The following is an 18,481-nucleotide window of genomic DNA, read 5'->3' on the forward strand; positions in this document are numbered from 1 at the left end:
AATAATCCATAAAATAGGAAATATTCCTATTTTTGAACTATGGAAATCTTCACTTCAGGAAAACTTACAAAAGTAAAAAGCAGGCATGAGCCAGGCGTTTCAAAACAGACGGGCTTTACAAGCCCAGCCACACATTATTTGGAACCCACCATCGATTTGAACCAAGAACTTGTTGTGAATCGCGATGCTACTTTTTTTGTTCGGGTAGATGGAGATGCTTTTAAAGAACACAACATTCTCAATAAAGACGTATTGATTATTGATCGTTCGCTTTCTCTGAATTTTGACGCTTTGGCATTAGTGGTTCAAGAAGGAGAATTTAAGATACGGCGTATTCCCTTTGGTTTCTCCGAAAAAGAGGAAGAGTTCACCGTTTGGGGAATTATCACTTATATAATCCACTACGCCCGATGATTGCCTTGGTAGATTGCAATAGTTTTTACGCTTGCTGCGAACAGGTTTTCAGGCCCGATCTTTTGGGAAAGCCCGTCGTGGTGCTTAGCAATAATGATGGTTGCGTAATTGCGGCAAACAAAGAGGCCAAAGCAATTACAGACATTCCAATGTTTGAGCCGGTTTTTAAAATAAAGGATCAATTAATTGCTCATAAAGTGAATTTCTTTTCTTCGAATTATACCCTTTATGGCGAAATGTCGCAACGGGTGATGAACATTCTCGGAACATTTTCTCCAAATGTAGAAGTATATAGTATTGACGAAGCTTTTGCGGATCTTTCAGGAATGAAAAAGGCTTCTCTAAATAAATACGGACACGAAATTAAAGATACTATTTTCAAGAATACAGGTTTACCGGTAGGCGTTGGAATTGCACCCACCAAAGGATTGGCAAAACTGGCGAACAAAATGTCAAAAAAAATTGCTGATAACAATCACGTTTTTGTAATTGATTCCGAAGAAAAAAGAATTGAGGCATTGAAATGGTGCAAGATTGGCGATGTGTGGGGCATTGGCAGAAAGCATGCTGAGCGGTTGAAAAATATTGGAGTTTTCAATGCACTTCAATTTACGGAAATCCCACTTCAGTGGGTCCGAAAAGAAATGACAGTTGTGGGCGAACGCACGTGGCGCGAGCTAAGAGGCGAACCTTGCATGGAATTTGTAACACAGCCCCCGCCTAAAAAAGGTATTGGTACCGCAAAATCTTTCGGTAGAAAATTACCTGACTTAGAGCGTATTGAGGAAGCCTGCGCGTATTACATCAGTGAAGTAAGCGAAGTGCTTCGCGCCCAAAAATCATGCGCTACTTATGTTCAGGTTTTCATCATAACCAACTATCACAGCGATGTAGATAAGCAATATTCCAACAGCCGGACCGTGACTATGGAAATTCCTACCAATGACACCTTCAAACTTATTTCCGCAGCGCGAAAAGCGTTAGTTGAAATTTACAAACCTGGTTATCGCTATAAAAAAGTAGGAGTGAACCTTACTGGCATCATTCCGCAGGATTATGTGCAGGGAAATCTGTTTCACCAGCCATCAAAATTGAACAATGAAAAGCTTATCAAAACCTTTGACGCCATCAACCGAAAATTTGGAAAAGCGACCATTTCTTCAGGATTAGTGGGTACGCGCATAATTGAATGGGAACTCATTAAAAAGGAAAGAAGTCCGCGTTATACTACGCAGTGGGGGGAACTTTTGCGGGTAAATTCCAAATCTTCAAATTCCAAATTCCAAAAGTGTTGACCTATTTTTTCTTGAAATTTGGAATTTGAGATTTGGTGCTTAACTACTGCCAACAATATATTCAAAAAAAGTTTCTGCCATCATGGCAGTAGTTTTCCGCTGGCACAATCATTGTCTTATACAGACCGTAAATAAAAATTTTTAGAAATAAATAATAACAATAAACTATAGATATGAGTAAAATAATTGGAATCGACTTAGGTACAACCAACTCCTGTGTTGCCGTAATGGAAGGTAGCGAGCCAACGGTTATTCCTAATGCCGAAGGAAAAAGAACAACTCCTTCCGTAATTGCATTTGTGGAAGGCGGCGAAATTAAAGTAGGTGACCCTGCAAAACGTCAGGCTGTTACAAACCCTACAAAAACTATCAGCTCCATAAAAAGATTTATGGGGAACAAATATTCTGAATCTAAAACAGAAGCGGAATATGCAGCTTATAAAGTGGTGAAAGGTGACAACGATACCGCCCGTGTTGATATTGACGGTCGTTTATACACGCCACAGGAATTGAGCGCGATGATTCTTCAAAAAATGAAGAAAACTGCTGAAGACTATTTAGGTCAGCCAGTAACCCGTGCGGTAATTACTGTTCCAGCATATTTTAACGACAGCCAGCGCCACGCAACCAAGGAAGCGGGTGAAATTGCCGGTCTTAAAGTAGAACGAATCATTAACGAACCAACTGCTGCGGCACTTGCGTACGGTCTTGACAAAAAAGGTACAGACCAGAAAGTTGTGGTGTTTGACTTTGGTGGCGGTACGCACGACGTTAGTATCCTTGAATTAGGTGATGGCGTTTTTGAAGTATTAGCTACAGATGGTGATACCCACTTAGGGGGTGATGATGTGGACCAGAAAATTATAAACTGGATGGCAGATGAGTTTAAGGCTGAAGAAGATTTTGATCTTCGTAAAGACCCGATGGCTCTGCAACGTTTGAAAGAAGCTGCTGAAAAAGCAAAAATTGAATTGTCTTCTTCAACACAAACCGAAATCAACTTGCCATACGTTACAGCTACCGCTAGCGGACCAAAACACTTGGTAAAAACGTTGACACGTGCAAAGTTTGAGCAATTGATTGAGGATCTTGTAAAGAGAACCATCGCACCTTGCGAAAAAGCAATGAAAGCTGCTGGTTTAAGCAAAAGTGATATAGACGAAGTAATCCTTGTGGGTGGTTCTACCCGTATTCCTGCTGTTCAGGAAGCCGTGGAGAAATTCTTCGGAAAGAAACCACACAAAGGGGTAAACCCAGATGAAGTAGTTGCCGTAGGTGCTGCAATTCAAGGCGGTGTATTGACTGGAGACGTAAAAGACGTACTTCTTTTAGATGTAACGCCACTTTCCCTTGGTATTGAAACAATGGGCGGTGTTATGACTAAATTGATAGATGCCAATACAACCATTCCTACCAAGAAAAGTCAGGTTTTCTCTACTGCAGCTGACAATCAGCCAAGTGTTGAAATCCACGTATTGCAAGGAGAGCGCCCAATGGCGAATGACAACAAAACAATCGGTCGTTTCCACTTGGATGGTATTCCACCAGCGCAGCGCGGAACGCCACAGATTGAGGTAACGTTTGATATTGATGCTAACGGTATCATTAAAGTAAGCGCTACCGACAAGGCTACCAACAAAACGCAGGACATCCGTATTGAGGCTTCTTCTGGACTTACCGAAGAGGAAATCAAAAAGATGAAAGCGGATGCTGAGGCAAATGCTGATAGTGATAAAGCTGCAAAAGAGAAAGTTGAAAAACTGAACGAAGCAGACGCAATGATCTTCCAAACTGAAAAGCAACTGAAAGAGTTTGGTGATAAATTATCTGATGATAAGAAAAAGCCAATCGAAGATGCTTTGGAAGAACTGAAAAAAGCGTACGAATCTAAAGATGTTGCAACTATTCAACCTGCTTTGGATAAAATAAACGAAGCTTGGAAAACCGCTTCTGAAGAAATGTACAAAGCCCAGGCAGAGCAAGGCGCTCCAACGGGTGATGCTTCACAGGATGCTGGCAATGCTTCTTCTAACGGAGAGGAAAATAGCGATGTTGAGGATGTAGATTTTGAAGAGGTAAAGTAAGCTTTTAGAAATAGATTAATGTGAAAACCGCAACCTGAGAGGGTTGCGGTTTTTTAGTTTTTTTTATATTAGTGATGAGTTTAATTTTTGGTTTTTTATCTAATTCAAATGTAAGTTTTAGGAATCTCAATATTATCTAGTATATCTTTTGCAATCTTTAATATTATAATATACGGGGCGGGTAGTCCTAATATACTGACATTCATTAAATACTTTATTGCATCATTATACTTATTTTCAGAATCATCAATACCAATGGGATGACTGCCTCCCAAAATATTTGCAACTCTTCTAACAAATATTTCTCGTGATATTATTTTTCTTTCTAGTTTACCATTTGAATTGGGATAATTTAATCTTATAGCTTCTGAGTTTAGCCAAGGAGAAAAATCATATGATTTTTCGGATAATCCTTTATTTACTGTTTTTCTTTGCTCATCTGTAAAAACTGTACCATAAATTAATATAAAATCAGCTATCGTGAAACTATTATCTTCATTTCGCATGAATTTGATTTGTTGAAGAAACGGAACTGAAGAATCGTGTCCTAGAGAAGAAGAAGCTATATCGGTGTTTCCACTCCAAGTTCTAATTCCATTTGATAATCCAGCAATTATATACTCTTTGTTATTAACAAGTCTACTTAATTGTTTTGAAACATTGTATGATTTGAATTTTTTTGATTTTGGTTTTAATTTTAAATATTCAGAGACATTTTCTTTCATGTCAACCCACATTCTTAATGCATGGGATAAGTCGTAAAGAGCAATTTCATCAAACCCAATAATATTTAAATCAAAATGCCTCTTTAGTCTTTTGTAATTTATAATAATATTAGCTTCAATCATGGTATTTTGGATGTTTATGGAGAACTTTTATATACACCTTCAAAGAAAAACCCTTAAAGGCGCCGGAATGGGGAGGAAGTATAAATATAATTAAAAAATGGTATGTAGAGAATGATTTTCAGGCTGTTCAAAATATTAAACCAACATCTAATAAAATTATATAGCAGCCTAATTAAAATAGACTATGGTTTAATAAAATTATATAACAGTCTAATTAAATTTTATAATAGACTAATTTATTTTAGAGAAAGTCTAATTAAATCTCACAATAGTTGTATAAAATTCTATAGTAGTCTAATAAAATTAGAGAAATATAATTTTAAATTCTATATTAGTCTAATAAATTATTGAGTTTTGCGTATTATTCGCGGGTAATGATAAAGTTATTTATTCAACTTCCATTTTTCAGCAATCTCCGCATTAAAGCCATCACCTTCCTTCGGGTTTGGTTCGCCTTTGCCGGTGGTTATTAGCTTTCTCAGGCTCTTTTGTATATAATTGGTCCACGCCTCGTTGCACACTTCAAAGCATTCATCCTGTGGCACCAAACCTTCGTGGGTGAATTTTACTTTCGTTTTGTCACCTTCTTTTGAAATTTCAAAAATGAGTTTTGTTCCAACCCATTCGCTTTTATCTTCAATAAAATTGAAACTGTTATCCAAAACCAGCCAAGCCACTTTTTGTTCCGGCACCAGTTCAACCAATTTCATTTTTGTTAAATGGATGTCTTTATAATGATAGAAAAATTCCTCGTTCAGTTTGTCAGTAATGCCTTCAATTTCCTCAGACCACCAACCACGTATATTTGTAATGGCTTTAAAAGCTTCTTTTGGGGATTCGTCAACCAAAAGGGTTGAGGTATAATCTGCTGTTTTCATTTTGTCTTTTTTAATGTTACTATACAAAGATACTGCCTATATTTTGCGAACAAGTCTGTAATTTGGACTATATGATGGGTTGATTTGGACAGGATTACTGTTTATCTTTGAAAAAAATAGAAGATGAAGCATATAAGCATAATTGTTCCCAACGGGCAGAACAACCTCAGCAGCATTGTGGGGCCTTATAAAATATTCAGCCGGGCAAATACATATTGGAAAGAGAAAGAGGGCAGGGAATTGTTCAAGATTGAATTGGTGGGAATTTCAAAAGAAGTGGATTTTTATGAAGGTTTATTTAGTGTAAAACCCCAACGGAACCTTTCAGAAATCACGAAAACCGATCTCATTATCATTCCCTCGTTAAATCATAATTTTGAACAGGCAATAAATGAAAATCAACTTTTTGTTGATTGGATAACGAAGCTATACAAAAATGGGGCAGAAGTAGCGAGTATCTGTACGGGTGCATTTTTGTTGGCGTCTTCGGGATTGCTGGATGGAAAAAACTGTTCCACTAATTGGGCAGTCGAGGAAAGTTTCAGAAAAATGTTTCCCAAAGTAAACTTGCAAACCGACAAACTGATTACTGATGAAAATGGAATTTATACCAATGGCGGCGCATATTCATTTTTAAATCTGGTTATTTATCTGGTAGAGAAATATTTCAACAGGCAAACTGCTATTTTTTGTTCCAAGGTTTTTCAGATTGAAATGGACCGAAAAAGTCAATCTCCTTTTATAATCTTTAAAGGACAGAAATTGCACGGTGACGAAATGGTAAAAGAAGCGCAGACATATATTGAAAATCAGTTTCAAGAGAAGCTATCTATTGAGGATTTATCTTCCCACTTTGCCGTAAGCCGAAGAAATTTTGATCGGCGGTTTATAAAAGCTACTGGCAATACGCCTGTTGAATACACCCAACGCGTAAAAGTGGAACTTGCCAAAAAAGCCTTTGAAACCGGACGCAAAACCATCAATGAAGTAATGTATGAGGTTGGTTATAACGATGTAAAAGCTTTCCGCGAAGTATTTCGGAAAATCACTGGCCTTACGCCTTTGGAATACCGAAATAAATATAATAAGGAAAGTCTTTTCGGATAATTTTGCTATTAGTTGTTTTCGGTATATTTCTTAAAATTATCAATAATAGCTTGCCAACCATCGCGCTGCATTTCTACAGAGTTTTCACTTTCAGCGTCAAAAGAAGTTGTGACTTTGGTTTTGTCGCCCAAATCTTCAAAAGTAGTAGTGGCTTTTCTGCCATCTTCCATTGTATAACTTATTTTCTTTTGTGGCTCTACTTCGTCATAGATAACATTAAAGTCAAACCCAAAACTGCCGTCCTTGGCTTCCATTCGTGAGGAAAGTTTTCCGCCCACGCGAAGGTCGTTACTGGCTTTTGGGCAATGCCAATCGGGGCTGGCGAAGTTCCATTTGGTAATGTGGTCGGGTTGGTTCCAGTAGTTCCAAACCTTTTTTGTGTCTGCGTTTACAGTATTTGCCACAGTGATTTTTGTCTTTTCCATAATTATGAATTTTACATGATAATGTTGATACTCTAAAATAATTAAATTTTTATTGAGATTTTCAAATCAACACATCTCATTTTTATATTAAAAAAAGAGCGGCCCAAAAAGGGCCGCTCCGTTTAAAAGCTATTTTAACCAAATATTAAGCTTTAAGGTCTCTGGAGTGGGTGGGGGCCACTTGGTTCAAAGACCTGGGGCAATCTACTAATAATTTCTAACTTGACAATGCTCTTTAACGATAAAATGTGTTTTTTGCCGTGTTTTTAAAAAAATAAGCGACCCTTTCAGGCCGCTTTGGAAATGAGGAAAATAGAATAGTGTTAATCTTCAGATTCGTCCCGTTCCACAGCAATTATGGACTGGGCGGGTTCAATATGCGGGGAGTTGTTGAGTAAGTCTATTTTTGCTCCGGAATTAGACAGTAGCACTACTGAAAAATCATCGGGATTGTTAAAATTATTTTCTGCAACCATCAATTCCTTTAAGTTCGGACACTTAGCCAATTGTTTTGGCAGCATTCCCGATAGGTTGTTGTCAAAAACATTAAAAACTTCAATTTCATAAAGATTGCCCAAGCTTTCAGGAATGTTTCCGCTTAAATTGTTACTGCTTAAATGCAACTGTTTTAAATGTGCAAGATTGCCCAATTCAGCCGGAATGTTTCCATGAATTTCAGTTCCATTTAGTGCTAAAACTTCCAAATTTTCCAAATTGCCCAATTCCGAAGGAATATTCCCAGAAATTGGATTGAAGGAGAGTTCTAGTCTTTTCAAGCTTTTTAATTGACCCAAAGATGCTGGCAATATGCCATCAACATTGTTAAATAACATATGTATTTCTGTTACCGTGTTATTCTCCACGGTTACGCCATACCAGTTTGCTACAGGTTCTTCCACATTCCAAGTATGGGTCCAAGCCTGTCCATTGGTTGCTGTATAAAAATCTAAAAGAACTTGTTTTTCTTTCTCACTCACTTGAGCCACCATTAAAGTAGCTAGGAACATGAATCCGCAGGTTAGTATTGCCTTTTTCATAGTTTGGGGCTATTAGTTTTAAAGCGAAGTAAAAGAAATACAAAACAAGTTAAAGAACAAACTTATTCGATGAAATGCACGTTAAACCTTGAGTTATTTTGAAAGCTTTAGTAAAATGGCTGTATTAACCTCATGAATTCCTTCAAATACCTCAATTTTTAGCCGACTTTGAAAAAGTTTGCTGCCCTTTAGTTTTTCCTCGGTCTCTCGTGCTTCTGTTATGTATTGATCTTTATTTCCATAGAGATAAATTACCTGTGCACTGGATTTTAGAAATTCAAAATCCTGGGTTTTTAGTTCACTTGGAATTCCACCGGAATGTAGAATCAATTTATCACACTGAATCTTTCTGCTTGCCACCCAGCGCGTGGCAATGGAAACTCCTTGCGAGTAGCCCAAAACAATCAGATTGGCTTTAAAGTCCGGAAGTTCCTTCTCAACAACGGCATCTACATAATTTAATATATTATGTGTATCTGCAATGGTATTTTCGCGGGTTAGCCAGGAAGCCCCCACATGTTTAAAATTCTTTCCTTGATAATATTTTGAAGGAGCTTGCGGTGCAATGATGTAGTTTTCTTCAGCGTCCATTTCTGAAAAATACTTAATGAAATATTTACTCAAATAGCCCATTCCGTGAAAAACCACCCAGATATTTTTAGTTTTTTCAGTTAAGGTGTTGAGGGTGGAATAGGTATTTGTTGCGCGGTAAGAAGCTTCTTTTTCGAGACTCATTTTGTTAAAATCAATTTTGTACTTTTACAAATGTAAACCAATAGAATGAAGTACACCAAAGAAGAAATTTTGGCCGGCTGCAACAAAATGTGCCAAAATACCCTAATGGAAACCTTAGGCATAGAATTCACTGAAATAGGCGATAATTTTATTGTTGCCAGAATGCCTGTAACATCAAGAGTACATCAGCCAGACGGCGTTTTGCACGGTGGAGCTTCCGTAGCTTTGGCAGAAAGTGTAGGCAGTGCTGGTGCTTACTTTTTTTTGAATTCAGAAGAAATAGTTATCCGCGGAATTGAAATAGCTGCCAACCATGTTAAAAGCGTCCGTGATGGTTATGTTTATGCACACGCAAGTATTGTTCATAAAGGAAGAACCACACAACTTTGGCAAATAAAAATTACAAATGAAGAAGGAGCACTTGTTTCACTTGTAAAACTTACTACCCTTACTTTACCGAAGACCAAATAATGGATTATAAACTATTAATCTCAAAAATTTCGGGACACTATAAAAAGGATTTGCCTTTTGTGGTTTTTTCATTCCCTGAAAGCAATAGATTGGTAGCTTTTTTGCAAAAAAGTGAGCAATTGCACACAGTTGATAATTTAACTGAAAACGGCTTTGTTTTTGCCCCTTTTGATTATAAAAACAGCTCTTTTTTTATTCCTGAAAACGATTCTGAAAATTTGGAGTGTGAATTTATAAAGAGCGATATTGAAATAACTCCAATTGCTGTTTCAAGTGATATTGAAGAGAAAAACAGGTACATTAAACTTCTCAATAAAACCATTGAAGTTTTCAAAAGACAGAATGCGAATAAAATTGTTATTTCCCGAAAAAAAGATTTCCTTCTAAAAGATTTCTCGATTGAAAAACTTGCAGAGAGTCTATTTTCGGCATATCCCACTGCATTTAGATATATATGGTACCATCCCAAAACTGGATTATGGTGTGGTGCCACACCCGAAACACTGGTGCAAATTGAAAATAATTCCTTTAAAACAATGGCTTTAGCAGGAACACAGCCATTTTTAAATAAAGCATCCGTATTTTGGGGTTTAAAAGAACTTGAAGAGCAACAATTGGTTACTGATTCAATAATCGATAGTCTGCAACGGGTTACTTCAGTATTAAAAGTTTCAAACCCCCACACACATCAAGCAGGGTCTTTGTTGCATTTGCGCACAGACATTACGGGCGTTCTAAAAAATGGCAAAGCCACATTAACCACAATAACAACCGCGCTCCATCCTACACCCGCTGTCTGTGGAAGTCCAAAGAAATTTGCGAAAGAATTTATACTTGAAAACGAAGGTTATAATCGCGAATTTTATACAGGATTTTTAGGGCCAATTTTTGAAAATGGACAATCCGCTTCGTTAATGGTTAATCTAAGGTGTATGAAAATTGAAGGGGATATTGCCCATATTTTTGTTGGCGGTGGTATAACACTAGGTTCGCAACCGCAGGAAGAATGGAATGAAACCCAAAATAAAATGCAAACCATGCTACAAGTATTGAAGCCAATGCTATAATATTTTGGGCTTCTTTGTACCTTTGTAATCCATGAAATTCTCAAACAAGATTCTCTCACAAACGCTTGTACAATTATGTTTGGACAAGGGTATAGATCACATAATAATTTCCCCTGGCTCGCGCAATGCACCACTTACCATTGGTTTTGGGGAACATCCAGCTTTTAAGTGTTTTAGCATTGTTGATGAGCGCTGTGCGGCTTTTTTCGCTTTGGGAATTGCGCAACAGCTTCAGAAACCTGTCGCGGTAATTTGTACTTCCGGTTCGGCTTTGCTCAATTATTATCCCGCCGTGGCGGAAGCGTTTTACAGCGATATTCCATTGGTGGTTATTGCTGCAGATAGACCTTTAGATCGAATTGATATAGGTGATGGACAGACAATCCGCCAGCAAAATGTTTTTGAAAACCATATTCTTTACAGCGCTAATTGTATTGAAGGCGAGGAGTTTCAGATTAAAAATGAAACCGAAATAAATATTGCATTGAACACAGCATTAGAGCTGAAGGGCCCAGTGCACATAAACATTCCTTTTTCGGAACCTTTATACCATACTGTGGAAAACCAATTAGTTTGGCCACAAAACGTAGCGCCGCGTTTAGGTACTGAAGCTTTGAAGGAAGATTTAAATCCCTTTATTGAAAAATGGAATCGTAGCAAACGCAAAATGGTTTTAGTTGGGGTTTTACCTCCAAATAGTTTGGAAAAGCGCTTTATAGAGCAACTGGCAAAAGACGAAAGTGTTTTGGTTTTAACAGAAACCACTTCAAATCTGCATAATGAAAATTTTATAGTTGCAATTGACCAACTTATTGCTCCTTTAGCAGATGAGGATTTAAGCAAACTGCAACCTGAGATTTTACTCACCTTTGGCGGAATGGTGGTTTCCAAAAAGATAAAGGCATTTTTGCGTAGTTTTTCACCAAAAGAACACTGGCACGTAGATTCCAAAAAAGCATATGATACCTTTTTTGTTTTAAAGCATCATTTTGAAACAAGCATCAATTCATTTTTGGCTGAATTCCTTCCGAAGACACTACCGTTAAAAACTGATTACAGAAACCAGTGGCTAGCAATAAAACGTCATCGATTGCAACGTCATAACATCTACGAATCTGAAATTCCATATTCAGATTTTATGGTTTTTTCTGAAATATTTAAGCAGCTTCCAAAAAATGTTCAGTTACAGTTGAGCAACAGTGCAACTATCCGTTATGCACAACTTTTTGACATTCACGATTCTGCAGAAGTTTTTTGTAATCGGGGAACAAGTGGAATTGACGGGAGTACAAGCACTGCAGTTGGCGCAGGCTATGCCTCAAAATTACCTACAATTTTCATCACGGGCGATCTAAGTTTTTTCTATGACAGCAATGCACTTTGGAATAACTACATTCCGAAAAACTTTAAAATAATTGTTGTGAACAATGGCGGTGGCGGCATTTTCAGAATACTTCCTGGCGAAAAGGATTCAAAGCTTTTTGATACTTTTTTTGAAACAAAACACAATTTAACGGCAAAACAGTTGTCAGAAATGTACGGTTTCAAATATCAAACTATTGATAAGAAAGAGGATTTGACAGAAAACGTGAACATTTTTTTCAGTAAAAATGATGGACCGGCCTTGTTGGAGATTTTCACACCTTCAAATTTGAATGATAAAGTGCTTTTGGATTACTTCAAATGTATTCTATAAGAATCCTTTGCTCCAAATGACGGCTTCAGTAAGATCATCAAACATTTGAAAGGGTTTTTTGCAGAACTTAGCTTCCAGTTGGGCATTTGAATGACCTACTTCACTATAATTTACAACACCAACGGCGCGTAATGTGGGTACTTTATTAAGGTATTTATAATCCATAGGTTTTATGGAATAGGAATGCACACGGTTTGAAATTAACACCCAACGTTTGGGGCCAAGATAGTTTAGGCCTTTAAGCAAAATGGAAAAACCAGTTTTATAGGACATAATGATGCCTTCCTTTGCCTCGAAAACAACAATGTTATCGTAAAAATAAACCATTCCAATATCTGTATCCAACGTTTTTTTTAGTTGGAAATCAGCAGGAAGGTTATGTGGAGAAGTTTTTTGCATTTTCAGGGTGAATTTACATTTTAAGTTTTATTTGTATATACGTGTTCGGTGATTTTTTTGACAATAATACAGTACCTTTGCAGCTATGATAAAATTGGGTGAATACAATACTTTAGAGATACTTCGGGAAACCGAACCGGGTCTATATTTGGGGGATGGTGAGGAAAATGTGGTGCTTTTGCCGCATAAATATAAGCCCGAGGAATATGAGATAGGAGGTGAAATTACGGTCTTTATTTATTTGGATAATGAAGAACGTCCGATTGCAACAACGCTTGATCCTTTTCTGCAACTCAACACATTTGGATACTTGCACTGCAGTGATGTAACGGAATACGGCGCTTTTATGGATTGGGGGTTGGAAAAACAACTCTTCGTTCCATTTAAGGAACAAGCACGCCCAATGAAAAAGGGCAATTGGTACATTGTCTATCTTTATATAGACGAGAAAACCAATCGTTTGGTGGGTTCAAGTAAAACAAATCATTTTCTTCAAAACGATACTTTGACCGTCGAACCTTTTCAGGAGGTAGATATCTTGGTTACTCACCTCACAGAAAAAGGTGCCAATGCAATCGTGAATGGCGTTCACAAAGGTTTAATTTATATTGAAGACATTTTTGAGGATATACGAACGGGTGATAAAATGAAGGCGTACATAAAAAAAATACGCCCTGACAATAAAATAGATCTTGTGCTACAAACTCCGGGCTACAAAAGCATTGAGCCTAACGCAAATTTTATTCGTGAAGAGCTGGAAGCAGCTGGTGGATTTTTACCGCTACATGACAAATCAGACCCAGATTCAATTAAAAATATGTTGGGAATGAGCAAGAAAAGTTTTAAAAAAGCAATTGGCACGCTTTATAAAGACAAACAGATTGTAATTAAGGAAGATGGAATTGAATTGATTTAATTCTTTCTAGTTAGTTCGATTTTTCCTCAAATTCTGGGCAGTCAATGCGTATAGCTTCAGTTTTTAATGGTTTTTGAAGAAATTCACAATAATCACTACCCTCTTTTTTACTGTGGAATTTACAGGCAAAGCACGTTCGTTGCACGCTGATTATTCCTGCTTTATTTAAATTGTAAATAAGTTTTACGATAGCTTCATAAACAGTTTCCAGTTGCGCATTATCAAAAGTGTCGAATTGATTTTTTAACGGGTTCGCATAATTTTCGGTTACTGAAACCAATTCTTTTCCTTTTTCTGAAAGCGCAATGAGATAACTTCGGCTATCAGGTTTTGAATAATCTTTTAAGATTAGTTTTTTCTGTTCCAATGATTTCACGGCATCGCTGATGGTGGGTTTTGTAACGTCAAATTCCTTTGCCAAATAACTAACGGTGCACAGCGAACTTTTATGATAAGCTATGAAAATCAGTATTTGTATCTGGATGGGACTTACGCCAGATTTTTTAGCTTCTGCCCAAAGCAACGTTCGGAAAACTTCTGAAATCCGTTCAAGACCAACCACTATTTTATTGCTCACACTTTCTTGCTGAAAGGAGGTATCAAAAACACTTTTTTTCATAATGATGCCTGTTAAGAGTTTAACCCTAACAGGCAAAGTTAGTAATCCTAATTGATTTTTCAGCCTTTTACATCGGCCATGGAAGCTCCATAGTTAATATGAAGTACATTCCCCGTTGGTGTAACCAATGCAGGAACAGATTTCACTCCTGCATTTTCAGCTTCTTGTATTTTTGATTTTTCTTCACCTAAATGCACTACCTCAACAGAAGAAGGGTCTATAAGTTCTAGAATTTCGTGTTCGGCACTGATACATACAGGACAACCAGCATGATAAAAAACAGACTTTTTCATAATTAATAAGTATTTAAGTTTAAAAGCAATATTGCTTCAACAAATATAGTAAGGAATCCTAACTAAATAAAATATAGTTTAGAATATTTTTAAAAAGCTTCAAAAGAATAATTGGTAACCGCTATAAAGTCAACAGATTGTAGTTTGGGCTATTGTGAAGGCGTTGTATAAATGCCATAATCTACATAAAAACCGCTCCGTCTAGCAGGACGTTGATAATAGCCGTAGGTATAAGGCATTAGCTCTGGTCTTAAAAACCCTCGGGATTCTTTATATGCAATATTTTTAACCGAAGTAGAACCATCTGCAGTGTAGGTGGTGTTGCCGCCATAGACTCCATATTCACGTGGATCCAATGAAATTTGGATATCAGATTTTACATAATTTTGATTTGCTGCCATTACATCAAACATACTCACTGGTTCGCGATAGTTATTTTTATCCATCTTAAAAGAAGGAAGTTTTTTCAAGCTTTTTGTTCCAAAGCTAGCATCAACCGGAAGGGAGGTGGTTAATAAACTTTCAACTTCAGGTAGCTTTACGAAATCCAATTTAAATTTATTGGACTCATAATCCAGCTGAGCCGAACCAATTATAGGAAGGAATAAAATTAGAAACAACAAGTTTTTCATCGCAACAAAGGTAACAAAATAAGTTGATGGTTAATAGTTGATGGTTTGTGGTTGAAAATATTTTCTTTTTTATATACTCAATTTTTGGGCCGTGTTTTTTGGTACTGCATCTTTATGAACTGTAACACTTATTGCTTTCAAACGCATATAGGCTTCACTGAAATATACATAACCACCATTGGCAACCCGACTTTCATCTGTGCCCCAACTGTTTTTTACTTTGTAATATTTTGTGCCGTTTTGGTCGCGAAGTATTCCTGTAATGTGCATTAAATGATCATCGGTAGTGTCATAATTTTCAAACTCCTCTTGACGATATTCTTGGGTTATTTTCTTTTCGGGATAAATACCCTGTAGCGCTTTCACGTTATTTTCAATATTTTCGGGAATGACCGCAACGCCATCTTTTGAGGAAAATGTTTTTTCACTTACATCGCAATCCAATTCTACAGTGAAACCTTTATCCAACGCATTGTCAATTGTCGCCATCATTTCATCTAAAGGAACATTATAAAAACTGCCATTGCTCCAGTTGTCGGGAATATTCAATATAAATTTTGAATAAAAAGGCGCTTGTGTAAAACTTGTAATGTTTACATAATCTTCTGGTTTTATTTTGGTCATTGCCAAAAAGGTTTGCGGATTGTATTGCTTTCCCTCAAAAGTGAAATTAGTCACGTTTTTTCCAATATATACATCCAAAACCCCTTCAATAGCGGCACGCCATTTTTTGCTCAGTTTTCTGCCCGGATTGTCAACGTATGTTTTCAACATTGCTTCAAGTACCGCAACCATTTCGGCGTGGTTGTATGTGGTTTCTCCGGTAAATAATCCGCTAAAAGCTTCTTCGGGAACCAGTCCAAATTTTTCAACGGAATTCATTACGTCGTGCGCCAATCCGCCTTCGCCAAACTGCGCGCGACCTTGACGCATAATATAGTTTTCGGCTTTTAATGGATACGTATTCCTAACTTGATACATTTCACTCAAATCTATTTTCTTTCCCGTAAGACGAATGATTTCACTTTCCAAAAACGAAGTACTGCTAAAACTCCAGCACGTTCCCGTAATTCCCTGGCTTATTACGGGCGTAGCCTCCAAATCTGTAATGGTGGTGAATTTGTAGGCTTCTTGGGCAGTTAGGTTTAATGTGAAAAGAATTACGAGGGAAAGAAGAAAATGTTTCATCTGTGCTTGAAGTTTATTGTTTAAGGTTTGTGGTCTTCAACGGTTAAACAACAAACCATAAACCACAAACAATTTATATCTTTGAAAACAAAAATAACAATTATGTCTTCACCCAACTGGAAAACCGTTAAAGAATATACCGATATAACTTATAAAAAATCAAATGGCGTGGCGCGAATCGCTTTTAACAGGCCTGATGTGCGCAATGCGTTTCGCCCAAAAACCACTGCCGAATTGCTCGATGCCTTTCACGATGCACAGGAAGATACTTCCATAGGTGTGGTTTTGCTTTCTGCGGAAGGACCTTCCTCGAAAGACGGGATATATAGTTTTTGCAGTGGCGGCGATCAAAAAGCGCGTGGCCATCAAGGTTATGTGGGGGATGATGGGTATCACCGTTTAAATATTCTTGACGTGCAGCGTTTGATTCGTTTTATGCCGAAAGCAGTTATTTGCGTAGTTCCGGGTTGGGCAGTGGGTGGCGGACACAGTTTGCACGTTGTTTGCGATCTTACTTTGGCAAGCAAGGAACACGCAATTTTTAAACAGACGGATGCTGATGTTACTAGTTTTGACGGTGGCTACGGAAGTGCGTATTTAGCAAAAATGGTAGGGCAGAAGCGTGCACGCGAAATCTTTTTCCTTGGAAGAAATTATTCTGCGCAGGAAGCTTTTGATATGGGCATGGTGAATGCCGTGATTCCTCATGCTGAACTTGAAGATACCGCTTACCAGTGGGCGCAGGAAATTCTTGCGAAATCCCCTACTTCCATAAAAATGTTGAAGTTTGCAATGAATTTAACCGATGACGGGATGGTTGGCCAACAAGTTTTTGCAGGTGAAGCTACGCGGCTTGCTTATATGACTGATGAAGCTAAAGAAGGACGTGATGCTTTTCTTGAAAAAAGGAAGCCGAATTTTGATAAAAAGTGGTTGCCGTAAAAAAGTTTTCAGTATTCAGTTGCAGTAAGCAGTAAAAAAATATAAAAACAAGCATCAATTTCAATGAGTAAAACAAGCAAGCTACGCGATATTTGGTATTCGCTTTCCTCCAATCAGCGTTTTTTTATTAGAAGATTGTATTATTTGCCAAAAGACACTTTGGATAGTATTACGGGCAAACGACACAAGTATGTTCCGCCACGTGGTTATATTTATACAGGATCGCCGGCGAGTGCTAAAGATTATTTGATGCAAGGCCAAAATCAATTGCAGATGCTTAAGGAATACGCCAACCTTGAACCAAGTCATCAAGTTCTGGATATTGGTAGTGGCATTGGCAGAACTGCAATTGCATTAACTAGCTATTTAAATAAAGACGGAAGTTATGAAGGTTTTGATGTAGTGGAAAGGGGGCGTACAGTGGTGCAATTCACGAATACATAAAGAACATACCAATTTCAAGTTTAAATATGTTCCGCTTTTTAATGATTTATACAATACGGCTACTCTTAAGGCTTCAGAGTTTGTTTTTCCATATGCAGATAATACTATAGATGTTGCGTTTTCCTTTTCTGTATTTACACATATGCAGATTGAAGAAATTCAGCATTACTTTAATCAAGTTTATCGCGTGTTAAAACCTGGCGGGGTTTGTTTCTCTACTTTTTTTCTTTATGACGATGCTTCGGAAGAATTTATTTCAACCAAAAAGGATTTTAGTTTTCCGGTGGAAAAGAATGGATATAGATTGATGAATGACAGTGTGAAATCTGGAAATATCGCTATTCATAAAAACAAACTTTTTCATATGCTTAGTCAGGAACATTTTGAGCAAGTAAAGATTATTGATGGTTTTTGGAAAGATGAAGTTCGCGATACTGCCAAAAAAGAATATCAGGATATCGTTGTGTTTAAAAAATCGTGAAGAAGCTTTTGAGCAATAAATTTAATGGCTTTTAAGTAGAAGTTAAATTTCCTTAGAGATTTCGCTATCGGCTAACTCTTTTTGCACCCAGGCCATTGCTTCGCTTAGGGTTTCAAAGATTTCGAATTTCTTTTTATAGAACATGCTTTCCAGTTTGGCATTTGATTTTGCCATTGTTGTATCAGCCACTATAGCCATAGCCACGAGGTTGTGGATTTTTGAGGTTTCGAGATAGGTTAGGGGATCTACTGCGTAATTAAAATATCTATTCGAGATATAGACCATTTTTTTGTTTGCAAAATGTTCATCCACCACTTTGCGCAATTTATCATTATGAGCAGGGATTACAGTAACTCCTTCCTTGATTTGGTTCACAAGGAAGTTATCAAAGATGAAGACTTCTGATTCTTTAAATTCGTAATAGTGAAACATGCCCATAGTGCTTTGTATTTGTTTGTTTTCTTAAATATACGGAAGTTTTAATTATTATTTTAAGGCTGTTTTTTAAAA

The 18,481-nt window shown here is 37.2% G+C and carries 22 protein-coding genes; 11 read left to right on the top strand and 11 right to left on the bottom strand.

The features are described 5' to 3' along the window. Positions 1-39: 39 nt before the first annotated feature. The 3 genes from Q2U82_RS11635 (at position 40) to dnaK (ending at position 3,793) form a co-directional block, all read left to right on the top strand. On the top strand, positions 40-414 hold the full coding sequence (locus tag Q2U82_RS11635) for a S24 family peptidase (RefSeq protein ID WP_410005036.1): 375 nt from the start codon (positions 40-42) through the stop codon (positions 412-414). Next, positions 411-1,709, top strand: coding sequence for a Y-family DNA polymerase (locus Q2U82_RS11640; RefSeq protein WP_410005037.1), 1,299 nt, complete (start codon positions 411-413; stop codon positions 1,707-1,709). Before Q2U82_RS11635 ends, Q2U82_RS11640 begins: the two co-directional genes overlap by 4 nt. A gap of 173 nt (positions 1,710-1,882) precedes the next feature. Continuing rightward, the gene (dnaK, locus tag Q2U82_RS11645) at positions 1,883-3,793 is read left to right on the top strand and encodes a molecular chaperone DnaK (RefSeq protein WP_410005038.1); all 1,911 of its coding nucleotides are present in this window, start codon (positions 1,883-1,885) and stop codon (positions 3,791-3,793) included. A gap of 104 nt (positions 3,794-3,897) precedes the next feature. On the opposite strand, the gene Q2U82_RS11650 is transcribed toward dnaK, so the two are convergent. Then, complete coding sequence (locus Q2U82_RS11650) at positions 3,898-4,641, bottom strand: hypothetical protein (RefSeq protein ID WP_410005039.1); 744 nt, start codon at positions 4,639-4,641, stop codon at positions 3,898-3,900. Between the two features lie 383 nt (positions 4,642-5,024). Further along, entirely contained in the window at positions 5,025-5,519 is a 495-nt protein-coding gene (locus tag Q2U82_RS11655) for an SRPBCC family protein (protein WP_410005040.1), read from the bottom strand. A gap of 123 nt (positions 5,520-5,642) precedes the next feature. Here Q2U82_RS11655 and Q2U82_RS11660 point away from each other — a divergent pair, with 123 nt between their 5' ends. Beyond that, the gene (locus tag Q2U82_RS11660) at positions 5,643-6,626 is read left to right on the top strand and encodes a GlxA family transcriptional regulator (protein WP_410005041.1); all 984 of its coding nucleotides are present in this window, start codon (positions 5,643-5,645) and stop codon (positions 6,624-6,626) included. An 8-nt stretch (positions 6,627-6,634) separates the two neighbouring features. Here Q2U82_RS11660 and Q2U82_RS11665 read toward each other — a convergent pair whose 3' ends face one another. The 3 genes from Q2U82_RS11665 to Q2U82_RS11675 all read right to left on the bottom strand — a co-directional run bounded on the left by Q2U82_RS11665 (position 6,635) and on the right by Q2U82_RS11675 (position 8,823). Next, entirely contained in the window at positions 6,635-7,051 is a 417-nt protein-coding gene (locus Q2U82_RS11665; protein WP_410005042.1) for an SRPBCC family protein, read from the bottom strand. Between the two features lie 323 nt (positions 7,052-7,374). Then, positions 7,375-8,088, bottom strand: a complete 714-nt coding sequence (locus Q2U82_RS11670) for a Two component regulator three Y domain protein (protein ID WP_410005043.1) — start codon at positions 8,086-8,088, stop codon at positions 7,375-7,377. Positions 8,089-8,181: 93 nt separating this feature from the next. Next, complete coding sequence (locus Q2U82_RS11675) at positions 8,182-8,823, bottom strand: alpha/beta hydrolase (protein ID WP_410005044.1); 642 nt, start codon at positions 8,821-8,823, stop codon at positions 8,182-8,184. Between the two features lie 45 nt (positions 8,824-8,868). Between Q2U82_RS11675 and Q2U82_RS11680 the strand changes: the two genes are divergently transcribed. The 3 genes from Q2U82_RS11680 to menD are packed head-to-tail and all read left to right on the top strand — an operon-like array spanning position 8,869 to position 12,057. Next, positions 8,869-9,294: a PaaI family thioesterase gene (locus Q2U82_RS11680; protein ID WP_410005045.1), complete on the top strand. Its 426-nt coding sequence runs from the start codon at positions 8,869-8,871 to the stop codon at positions 9,292-9,294. Continuing rightward, complete coding sequence (locus Q2U82_RS11685) at positions 9,294-10,361, top strand: isochorismate synthase (protein ID WP_410005046.1); 1,068 nt, start codon at positions 9,294-9,296, stop codon at positions 10,359-10,361. The genes Q2U82_RS11680 and Q2U82_RS11685 overlap by 1 nt, the downstream gene beginning before the upstream one ends. Before the next feature lie 31 nt (positions 10,362-10,392). Beyond that, positions 10,393-12,057, top strand: a complete 1,665-nt coding sequence (gene menD / locus Q2U82_RS11690) for a 2-succinyl-5-enolpyruvyl-6-hydroxy-3-cyclohexene-1-carboxylic-acid synthase (protein ID WP_410005047.1) — start codon at positions 10,393-10,395, stop codon at positions 12,055-12,057. On the opposite strand, the gene Q2U82_RS11695 is transcribed toward menD, so the two are convergent. Continuing rightward, positions 12,052-12,456 (bottom strand): hypothetical protein, encoded by a 405-nt coding sequence (locus tag Q2U82_RS11695; protein ID WP_410005048.1) that lies wholly within the window; start codon positions 12,454-12,456, stop codon positions 12,052-12,054. The genes menD and Q2U82_RS11695 overlap by 6 nt on opposite strands. A gap of 85 nt (positions 12,457-12,541) precedes the next feature. Here Q2U82_RS11695 and Q2U82_RS11700 point away from each other — a divergent pair, with 85 nt between their 5' ends. Next, positions 12,542-13,372 (top strand): S1 RNA-binding domain-containing protein, encoded by an 831-nt coding sequence (locus Q2U82_RS11700; RefSeq protein ID WP_410005049.1) that lies wholly within the window; start codon positions 12,542-12,544, stop codon positions 13,370-13,372. A gap of 10 nt (positions 13,373-13,382) precedes the next feature. On the opposite strand, the gene Q2U82_RS11705 is transcribed toward Q2U82_RS11700, so the two are convergent. The 4 genes from Q2U82_RS11705 to Q2U82_RS11720 form a co-directional block, all read right to left on the bottom strand. Next, positions 13,383-13,991 carry a MarR family winged helix-turn-helix transcriptional regulator gene (locus Q2U82_RS11705; RefSeq protein WP_410005050.1) on the bottom strand — a complete coding sequence of 203 codons (609 nt, stop codon included), beginning with the start codon at positions 13,989-13,991 and terminating at the stop codon, positions 13,383-13,385. A 59-nt stretch (positions 13,992-14,050) separates the two neighbouring features. After that, positions 14,051-14,284 carry a thioredoxin family protein gene (locus Q2U82_RS11710; RefSeq protein WP_410005051.1) on the bottom strand — a complete coding sequence of 78 codons (234 nt, stop codon included), beginning with the start codon at positions 14,282-14,284 and terminating at the stop codon, positions 14,051-14,053. A gap of 149 nt (positions 14,285-14,433) precedes the next feature. Then, entirely contained in the window at positions 14,434-14,835 is a 402-nt protein-coding gene (locus tag Q2U82_RS11715) for a hypothetical protein (RefSeq protein WP_410005052.1), read from the bottom strand. A gap of 150 nt (positions 14,836-14,985) precedes the next feature. Continuing rightward, positions 14,986-16,104 (bottom strand): C1 family peptidase, encoded by a 1,119-nt coding sequence (locus tag Q2U82_RS11720; protein WP_410005053.1) that lies wholly within the window; start codon positions 16,102-16,104, stop codon positions 14,986-14,988. Between the two features lie 102 nt (positions 16,105-16,206). Here Q2U82_RS11720 and Q2U82_RS11725 point away from each other — a divergent pair, with 102 nt between their 5' ends. The 3 genes from Q2U82_RS11725 (at position 16,207) to Q2U82_RS11735 (ending at position 17,971) form a co-directional block, all read left to right on the top strand. Further along, positions 16,207-17,046, top strand: coding sequence for a 1,4-dihydroxy-2-naphthoyl-CoA synthase (locus tag Q2U82_RS11725; protein ID WP_410005054.1), 840 nt, complete (start codon positions 16,207-16,209; stop codon positions 17,044-17,046). Positions 17,047-17,109: 63 nt separating this feature from the next. Continuing rightward, positions 17,110-17,490 (top strand): hypothetical protein, encoded by a 381-nt coding sequence (locus Q2U82_RS11730; RefSeq protein ID WP_410005055.1) that lies wholly within the window; start codon positions 17,110-17,112, stop codon positions 17,488-17,490. A gap of 106 nt (positions 17,491-17,596) precedes the next feature. Next, the gene (locus Q2U82_RS11735) at positions 17,597-17,971 is read left to right on the top strand and encodes a class I SAM-dependent methyltransferase (protein WP_410007158.1); all 375 of its coding nucleotides are present in this window, start codon (positions 17,597-17,599) and stop codon (positions 17,969-17,971) included. Between the two features lie 42 nt (positions 17,972-18,013). Here the strand turns inward: Q2U82_RS11735 and Q2U82_RS11740 are convergent, their stop codons facing one another. Next, on the bottom strand, positions 18,014-18,403 hold the full coding sequence (locus tag Q2U82_RS11740) for a hypothetical protein (RefSeq protein WP_410005056.1): 390 nt from the start codon (positions 18,401-18,403) through the stop codon (positions 18,014-18,016). Between the last annotated feature and the right edge of the window lie 78 nt (positions 18,404-18,481).

Source organism: Aequorivita nionensis (genome assembly GCF_046352995.1).
Classification (GTDB): domain Bacteria; phylum Bacteroidota; class Bacteroidia; order Flavobacteriales; family Flavobacteriaceae; genus Aequorivita; species Aequorivita nionensis.

Coding starts and splice junctions, on each gene's coding strand:
- Q2U82_RS11675 (WP_410005044.1), bottom strand. CDS start 8,823: ATGAGTCTCGAAAAAGAAGCTTCTTACCGCGCAACAAATACCTATTCC.
- Q2U82_RS11670 (WP_410005043.1), bottom strand. CDS start 8,088: ATGAAAAAGGCAATACTAACCTGCGGATTCATGTTCCTAGCTACTTTA.
- menD (WP_410005047.1), top strand. CDS start 10,393: ATGAAATTCTCAAACAAGATTCTCTCACAAACGCTTGTACAATTATGT.
- Q2U82_RS11705 (WP_410005050.1), bottom strand. CDS start 13,991: ATGAAAAAAAGTGTTTTTGATACCTCCTTTCAGCAAGAAAGTGTGAGC.
- Q2U82_RS11665 (WP_410005042.1), bottom strand. CDS start 7,051: ATGGAAAAGACAAAAATCACTGTGGCAAATACTGTAAACGCAGACACA.
- Q2U82_RS11740 (WP_410005056.1), bottom strand. CDS start 18,403: ATGTTTCACTATTACGAATTTAAAGAATCAGAAGTCTTCATCTTTGAT.
- Q2U82_RS11650 (WP_410005039.1), bottom strand. CDS start 4,641: ATGATTGAAGCTAATATTATTATAAATTACAAAAGACTAAAGAGGCAT.
- Q2U82_RS11695 (WP_410005048.1), bottom strand. CDS start 12,456: ATGCAAAAAACTTCTCCACATAACCTTCCTGCTGATTTCCAACTAAAA.
- Q2U82_RS11680 (WP_410005045.1), top strand. CDS start 8,869: ATGAAGTACACCAAAGAAGAAATTTTGGCCGGCTGCAACAAAATGTGC.
- Q2U82_RS11710 (WP_410005051.1), bottom strand. CDS start 14,284: ATGAAAAAGTCTGTTTTTTATCATGCTGGTTGTCCTGTATGTATCAGT.
- dnaK (WP_410005038.1), top strand. CDS start 1,883: ATGAGTAAAATAATTGGAATCGACTTAGGTACAACCAACTCCTGTGTT.
- Q2U82_RS11660 (WP_410005041.1), top strand. CDS start 5,643: ATGAAGCATATAAGCATAATTGTTCCCAACGGGCAGAACAACCTCAGC.
- Q2U82_RS11730 (WP_410005055.1), top strand. CDS start 17,110: ATGAGTAAAACAAGCAAGCTACGCGATATTTGGTATTCGCTTTCCTCC.
- Q2U82_RS11635 (WP_410005036.1), top strand. CDS start 40: ATGGAAATCTTCACTTCAGGAAAACTTACAAAAGTAAAAAGCAGGCAT.
- Q2U82_RS11640 (WP_410005037.1), top strand. CDS start 411: ATGATTGCCTTGGTAGATTGCAATAGTTTTTACGCTTGCTGCGAACAG.
- Q2U82_RS11685 (WP_410005046.1), top strand. CDS start 9,294: ATGGATTATAAACTATTAATCTCAAAAATTTCGGGACACTATAAAAAG.
- Q2U82_RS11700 (WP_410005049.1), top strand. CDS start 12,542: ATGATAAAATTGGGTGAATACAATACTTTAGAGATACTTCGGGAAACC.
- Q2U82_RS11720 (WP_410005053.1), bottom strand. CDS start 16,104: ATGAAACATTTTCTTCTTTCCCTCGTAATTCTTTTCACATTAAACCTA.
- Q2U82_RS11725 (WP_410005054.1), top strand. CDS start 16,207: ATGTCTTCACCCAACTGGAAAACCGTTAAAGAATATACCGATATAACT.
- Q2U82_RS11655 (WP_410005040.1), bottom strand. CDS start 5,519: ATGAAAACAGCAGATTATACCTCAACCCTTTTGGTTGACGAATCCCCA.